The sequence below is a fragment of the Flavobacterium sp. genome, assembly GCF_043778725.1.
GTDB lineage: Bacteria > Bacteroidota > Bacteroidia > Flavobacteriales > Flavobacteriaceae > Flavobacterium.
Map to the genome: position 1 here is coordinate 1 of NZ_JAYWFT010000174.1, position 7,623 is coordinate 7,623.

3 protein-coding genes, 1 tRNA gene and 2 pseudogenes are annotated in these 7,623 nt (G+C 31.3%); 5 read left to right on the plus strand and 1 reads right to left on the minus strand.

The genetic code is table 11. From position 1 onward, the window contains the following. The coding region (locus tag ACH2CG_RS15690) for an endonuclease I family protein (RefSeq protein ID WP_395066893.1) at positions 1-1,805 on the minus strand (1,805 nt) is incomplete at its 3' end. 163 nt (positions 1,806-1,968) lie between these two features. On the opposite strand from ACH2CG_RS15690, the gene ACH2CG_RS15695 reads away from it, so the two are divergent. From ACH2CG_RS15695 to ACH2CG_RS15715, 5 genes and pseudogenes are all read left to right on the plus strand, one after another. Further along, a complete protein-coding gene (locus ACH2CG_RS15695) occupies positions 1,969-2,688 on the plus strand; it encodes a DUF4369 domain-containing protein (protein ID WP_395066895.1) in 720 nt (239 codons plus the stop codon). 20 nt (positions 2,689-2,708) lie between these two features. Beyond that, positions 2,709-3,113, plus strand: a pseudogene (locus ACH2CG_RS15700) (TlpA family protein disulfide reductase); the annotation flags it as partial. A gap of 25 nt (positions 3,114-3,138) precedes the next feature. Next, positions 3,139-4,263 carry a redoxin domain-containing protein gene (locus tag ACH2CG_RS15705; protein ID WP_395066897.1) on the plus strand — a complete coding sequence of 375 codons (1,125 nt, stop codon included), beginning with the start codon at positions 3,139-3,141 and terminating at the stop codon, positions 4,261-4,263. A 153-nt stretch (positions 4,264-4,416) separates the two neighbouring features. Further along, positions 4,417-4,498 (plus strand) — tRNA-Tyr (locus ACH2CG_RS15710). Between the two features lie 147 nt (positions 4,499-4,645). Beyond that, a pseudogene (locus ACH2CG_RS15715) lies at positions 4,646-7,623 on the plus strand (hypothetical protein); the annotation flags it as partial.

Consider the following 7,623-nt stretch of genomic DNA (forward strand, 5'->3'; position numbering starts at 1 on the left):
TCAGAATTTAATCCAGAAACTGTAATGTAATCTTTAGCCGGATTTGGATAAACAATAACTTTTAGTGCATTAAAATTTGTAGTTGACAAGTTTGAAAACCATGGTTGTCCTGCATTTGCACCCCAAATATAATCGGCAAGATTTGGATAATCAATAAACGGATTTCTATTGACTTGCCATGTATAAATGTAATTATTTCTATTCATTTCGAAATCGTCTTTTGGGTCTAAAACATTCCATTGCAATAACGAAGCTAAATCGCCAAGTTGACCAACTGTAGTATCAGCAATATCGCCATTTACAACACTCAACGCATTGTATCTAACTGCCATATAAAATACAGAACGTGCAACATCACCTTTCCAAGAACTTTGATTTCCGGCTGGTCCATTGTAGCCAGTTAATCCATAATCTCTGTTACTTCTTAAACTGTTTTCTGGTCCATCTTCTGCTCTAATATGGTGTGCATCGCCATGTCCAGCAACAATATCATTGGCGTTTGTAGGCAACCAAACCGAAATTCCGTCGGCAACATCAGATGTGGCATCAGAAAATCCACCACGTGATTGTGGATAAATATGTTCTCTATTCCATTTTCCAGTATTGATACTTCCAGTTTGAAAATCAAGTTTTGCTCTCGGAAGTTCTTTATACATCAACCAAACTTGATTACTATTAAGAGGGTTTTGGTCGGAAACTTTTAGAATATCTACAATATCGCCATAATTATGAGCATGAACAACGGCAGGATTTGCAATTATATCTTGCAATCCTTGTTTTAAAGCAGCACCAGACAAACCTTCAATTGAAGCATAATAACCAGTTGGAGCAGTACTTGTTACATTTCCAAATGTAGGATTTAATGGTGTTCCAAATGGAAGTGTATAAAAATCATTATCAATAACTCTAATTTCAATTTCATCATTCAACCTATTATATTGCGATGGAATTGTTCCAAATTTTATCTTTAAGACTTCATCACCTTCATCTAATGCATCATCAACCAAAGTAATTACTGTAGAAAAAGTAGTCGATCCTGTTGGAATAAAAACGGTTGTATTTCCTGAAAAATCTGACGTGTTAAATGTACCATTATTTAAAGAATAAGTAAAAGTCAAATTAGATGTTACAGCTGTTTGAGTTGTAAAAGTCACAAGGAAATTTGTTCCTTCATTGAACTGAACTGCAGCAATTGAAATTGAAATTCCATTAAAAATAAATCCGCTACCATCGTTATTTACTCCTGGAGTTGGTGCTTTTACTTCAAATGTTCCATCAACTTTACGCTGAATAGAATTTAAAGTACTAGAACCACTTGCACTTTCGTTTAACTGAGTTGTAACGTTTAAAAGTGACATTAATGAAGTTGCATCTGCATCATTAGTTCCATAAACCATTGCGTTAACAAGGTTAGCAGAAGTTGCAAGTGTATTATTAGGAAAATCTGCTGAACTACCAAGATATAATCCAACTCCATCGGGTCCATTTTGAAAAATACTTTCGGGCAGAATTTTACCTGGAACTGGAGAAACCGTTTGATTTCCTATAACAAAAATTCCATTTACATCAGTTGTATATCCATCTAAATCAATAACATAGTAGCTTTTGTTAATTAACGTTCCTGTACCATTAAACAAAACTAAAACATAGCCATCAAGTGAAAAATTGGGAGAAATAGATTTCAGTTCTATAAATTCTTTGTCATCAGTACTTGGCGTGTCACAATCTAATTCGTTTATTACAATTTGAGCTTGTAAAAATGTAGAACCTAAAATAAGTAGTAAAAAAGTAATTTTCTTTATCATTTTCTTTAAAATATGGATTCAAAGTTAATGAATATATAATTAAAACTAAATAAGAGTAATTAATTTAACGATTATATATTCTTAATGTAAAACATATCTTAAAATTGGTATGAATTATTAAATTTTAAATACTTTTGTAAAAATTTTAAAATTAAAACACACAATGAAAAAAATAGTTTTTTTAGTTGCGCTTTCTCTATCAATTATTAGTTGTAGTAAAGTAAAAAAAGGAGAATACATAGTTACTGGAGATGCTAAAGGTATTGCTAATGGTAAAATGGTTGTACTTAAAATGCAAAATGAGTTTGGAGTTGTAATGGGATTAGATTCTGCTAAAGTAAAAGACGGAAAATTTGAAATTAAAGGCAAGGTTAAAGAACCAAGCATGATTGCAGTATTTATTCAAGATCTTAAACAACCAGTACCTTTTATTCTTGAAACTGGAGAAATCGTGGTAAAAATTGATAAAGATAGTATCTGGAAATCTACAATTGGTGGAACTTATAATAACGATGAGTTTCAAAAATTTAATACTAAAGTAAATGCTGTACAGAAGAAATTAGTTGATTTTCAAACTAAAAATATTCAAAAGTTGATGGAAGCGCAACAAAAGAAAGATAATGCAGCTGTAGAAAAATTAAAAAAAGAATACAGTGCTATTGATAAAGAAAAGGAAGATTATATTTCAAAATATGCCGATGAAAATTCAGATTCTTATATTTCATTATTGTTAGTTCAAAACTCATTTAATTCGCCAAAATTTGATGCAGAAAAGACAAAAAAAACTTTTGAAAACCTAGATAGCGATTTAAAAGAAACCAAAATAGGAAAGTCTATTTTGGATAAGTTAAAAACAATTGAAGGAACTCAAAAAAAAAAGTAACTTCGCTAGAAGGTGAAGTTGCGCCAGAATTTTCTGCTAAAAATCCAAATGGAAAAATAGTAACCCTTAAAGAATCTTTGGGTAAAGTTACAATTATAGATTTTTGGGCTTCTTGGTGTGGACCTTGTAGAAGAGAAAATCCAAATGTAGTTGCACTCTACAATGAGTTTCATTCTAAAGGTTTAAATATTATTGGTGTTTCATTAGACGATGATATAAACGATTGGAAAGAAGCAATTGCAAAAGATAAAATTTCTTGGACGCAAGTTTCAAATTTAAAAAAATGGAATGACCCAATCGCCAAGTTATACAATATTGACCAAATTCCTACAACATTTATTTTAGACTCAACAGGAAAAATAGTTGCTAAAGATTTAACAGGACAAGAATTAAGAACCAAAGTAGAAATGCTTTTAGGTTCTTAATTTTTTTTATTAAAATTAAATACAAATGAAAAAATCACTTCTAATTTTAGCTTTAGCTTTAAGTTTATTTTCTTTTAAGAAAAATGTATTAAACGAATATTTAATTTCTGGCACAATAGATGGAGTAGAAAATGGAACTTCTATACTTCTTGAAAAACAAGATGATACAAAAGGGATAATAACTGTAGACAGTACAAAAGTTCAAGATGGAAAATTTACTTTTAAAGGAACCACTCTTGAACCATCTATTCATTTTTTAGAAGTTAAAAATACAACCGGAAAAGTAGTGTTTATTGTTGAAGAAGGTAAAATAGATTTATTGGTGTACAAGGATAGTATCACAAAAAGTAAAATTGGAGGCACAAAAAACAATGACTATTTGCGCGATTTTAGTTTAACAACTCAAAAAGTTCAAAAAAAAATGTTGGCTTTTCAGTCCTTAAATATGCAAAAAATAACAGATGCACAAGAAAAGCATGATACATTGGTGATAAACAACTTAATGAAAGAATATGGAAAATTTCAGGAAGAAATGAATGTTTTAACTGCAAAATATCCTGAAGAAAACCCAAAATCATTTATTTCTGTACTTATTCTAGAAAGTTCGTTAAATAATCCAAATACTAATATCAATGATTTAAAAAAAACATTTTTAAAACTTGATGCATCAATAAAAAATACTAAACCAGGAAAATCAATTGAAAGTAAAATAGCCAATTTTAAATCGGTAGGCATAAATGATATGGCACCAGATTTTTCGGCTCCAAATCCGAATGGCAAAATTATATCTTTAAAAAAATCATTAGGAAAAGTTATTATAATAGATTTTTGGGCATCTTGGTGCGGACCATGTAGAAGAGAAAACCCAAATGTAGTTGCATTATATAATGAACTTCATTCTAAAGGACTAAATATAGTTGGAGTTTCACTTGATAAAACGGTAGAAGATTGGCAAAAGGCAATTACAAAAGATGGAATTACATGGACGCAAGTTTCAAATTTAAAATTTTGGGATGATCCAATTGCAAAACTATACAAAGTAGAACAAATTCCAACAACTTTTATTCTTGATGCATCAGGAAGAATTGTTGCAAAAGACCTAAGAGGAGCAGATTTAAAAGCAAAAGTTTTAGAACTTTTAGGAAAATAGAGCTTTTTACAGCACAAAACATAAAAATCTCCATCTGGAGATTTTTTTTATTTTATTCATTACCAAATCATTAAAATAAATTAAAAAAATTATTTTTAATTATATTTGGAAACATAAAAAGTGTTTATATATTTGCAACCTCGTTAAGCGAATGGGGAGATACTCAAGCGGCCAACGAGGGCAGACTGTAAATCTGCTGACTACGTCTTCGTAGGTTCGAATCCTACTCTCCCCACAAATTCAAAAATCTCAAGAAATATTTCTTGGGATTTTTTTTTATGTAGTTACTTCAATTAAATTTGACTTAAATAATTTACTTTCAAATGATTTCTGTAAATTAAAATCTTTATTTTTGTTGCAATTAATTTATCCTAAGTAACTGATGTTAAAAAATACTTCAAAATTTATTTTTATTTTTATTTTGTTCTCTTTATTTACTACACAAAAAACATTTTCACAGTGTTTTGAAATAGAAAGTATTTTAGTTGATGCATGTTCACCAAATCTTCCTATAAATGAAGAAGGTTACAATGAAATGGTTAGGTTTAAAGTTGGCACAACAAATTTAAATGTAAGTGCATTGAATGTAGTTTGGGCAAATGTAGCCAATCCGTGGTTGGGAACTATCCAAAATTCTACAACAGCATCAAAAGTAGCTGCATTGAATGCTACCGTTGCTGCTTCTGGAAATTGTGGTCAAATACTTGAGCCAACAGGAGGTGTTTTACCTGCAAATTCTATAGTTATTCTTGTTTCAAGCTTTAACCTCAATACAACATTTAATTCTTTTTCGTCCTTAACAGGAACGATATATATGATTTTTCAAAATAACCCAAGTACAATAGGTGGTAATTTTGCAAATTATAATTCCATACCTGGCATTAGAACTTTAACAATGTCATTTGGCACTTGTGTTGATTCGGTTACTTATGATAGAAGTTTACTAATCAATTCTTCTGGAACTTATGGTGGTACTGCTACAAGTAACGATGGATCTACAGTTAATTTTAATCCAATTGGTAATGCAACTTATATAAACAATGGATGCAATGCGCCTATACCTCCATTTACTGTAAATGCTGGAAATTCTATAACGGCATGCAAAGGAAGTTCTATAAACTTAATTGGTACTGCTCAAGGGCAACAGACTGTATTGTGGACTGCTTCAAATGGTACTTTTTCGACTCCAAACAACTTATCAACTGCTTATTTAATAAATCCTAATACTACTGGAAATAGTATTATTTTAACTTTAACAGCTACTAATATTTGTGGGCTAACTGTTACTTCAACTGTTACTATAAATTTAACAAATACAACACCACCGTTAGTTTCTAGTCCTATAAATTATTGCCAGAATGCAATTGCAACTCCATTAAGTGCTGGTGTATCCTCTGGAGGCACTTTAAATTGGTATGGTACAAATGCTACAGGAGGCGTTTCTTCATCAACTGCACCTACTCCTTCTACAGTAAATAACGGAACTACTACTTATTATGTAAGTCAAACTATTTCTGGTTGTGAAAGTGCTAGAGTTGGAATTGATGTACTCGTTGGCCAGCAATTAAATCTATTTTGTGATGGTACTAATTCTACTCCAACTTCATTATATTTTGATTTCAGTAATGTTGGACAAACTAATTTTACTTACAGTTATTCAATTGCTGGCGGCGCTCCAATTACAGGAACTTGGATTTCACCATCTCACTTTATTGTTAGCGGATTATCGCCTGGACAGTCAGTAACTTTTACATTAACTGCAAATGGTACAGCTTGTGTAGGTTCTCAAACTGTTACTTGCAATACTGCATGTGCAACAAATACAAGTCCCAATTTTAGTACAATAGCTCCTATTTGTTTTGGTGGTGCTACACCTGTTTTATCAAATACATCACCAAATGGAATAAGTGGTTCATGGAATCCTACTACTATTAACAATTCGTTGAGTGGAAGTTATGTTTTTACACCAAATTCAACTCTTTTTCCATGCGCTACTATTCAAACATTAAATGTTGTAATTACAAATCCAGTTACACCTACATTTACACAAGTCTCACCTGTATGTTCTGGCGCAACAATTAATGCATTACCTACAACATCTAATAATGGTTTTTCTGGTTCTTGGTCACCAGCGTTAGACAATACTAATACAACTACATATACTTTTAGTCCAAATACTGGCCAATGTGCAAATAGTACTACCATGACAATTACTATAAATTCAATGGTTACGCCAACATTTAGTTTTGGAACAATAATTAATAGCTGTGAAAATAGCACTTCAATTCAGCCCTTAATAACGACAACGTCTCAAAATGGAATAACTGGAACTTGGAATCCTAATACTATTGATTATTCTATTATTGGATCTACGGTTTATACTTTTACACCGACTATTAATCAATGTGCTGTTCAAACGACACTTACTGTAAATATTACTGCCAAAATAACTCCAACCTTTACTCAAGTTCTTCCAATTTGTTCTGGAACTATTCTAGCAGCTCTACCAACTCTATCAAATAATGGTTTTTCTGGTACTTGGTCGCCTGCATTAGATAATTCTATCACTACAACCTACACTTTTATACCAAACACTGGACAATGTGCTAATAATGCTAGCATGACAATTGTTGTTGTACCAAAAGTAAATCCAACATTTAATCAGATTGGAGCTGTTTGTAATGGCGATTTTATTACTCCTTTACCAACTACATCTTTAAATGGTTTTAATGGTTCTTGGTCACCTGCATTAAACAATATAACCACAACAACTTACACTTTTACTCCCAATGTTAGTCAATGTGCTAATAATGCAACGATGACGATTGTTGTTAATCAAAAAACAACTCCATTATTTACTCAAATTTCTCCTGTATGCAGTGGATCAACTATTGGAACTTTACCAACTACATCTTTAAATGGTTTTAGTGGCTCATGGTCACCTGCATTAAACAATACTACAACTACAACTTATACTTTTACTCCAAATATTGGTCAATGTGCAAATAGCACAACGATGACAATAAATATAATTACAACTTCAACCGTACCAACTTTTAATATTAATTCTGTGGTATGCTCAGGTTCAATTATAAATCCATTACCTACAACATCTACCAATGGAATTATTGGTTCATGGTCTCCAACATTAAATAATACTGCTACTACAACCTATACTTTTACACCAAATACTGGTCAATGTGCTTCTTCAGTAACCAACCAAATTACCATTATCACAGCGCCAAGTATAAATCAGCCAAGTAATTATGTTGTTTGTGACGACAACAATGATGGTGTTTCGTGTTTATTTGATTTACATACAAAAGATACTGAGATTTCTACTCAGCCTGGAATTCAAAT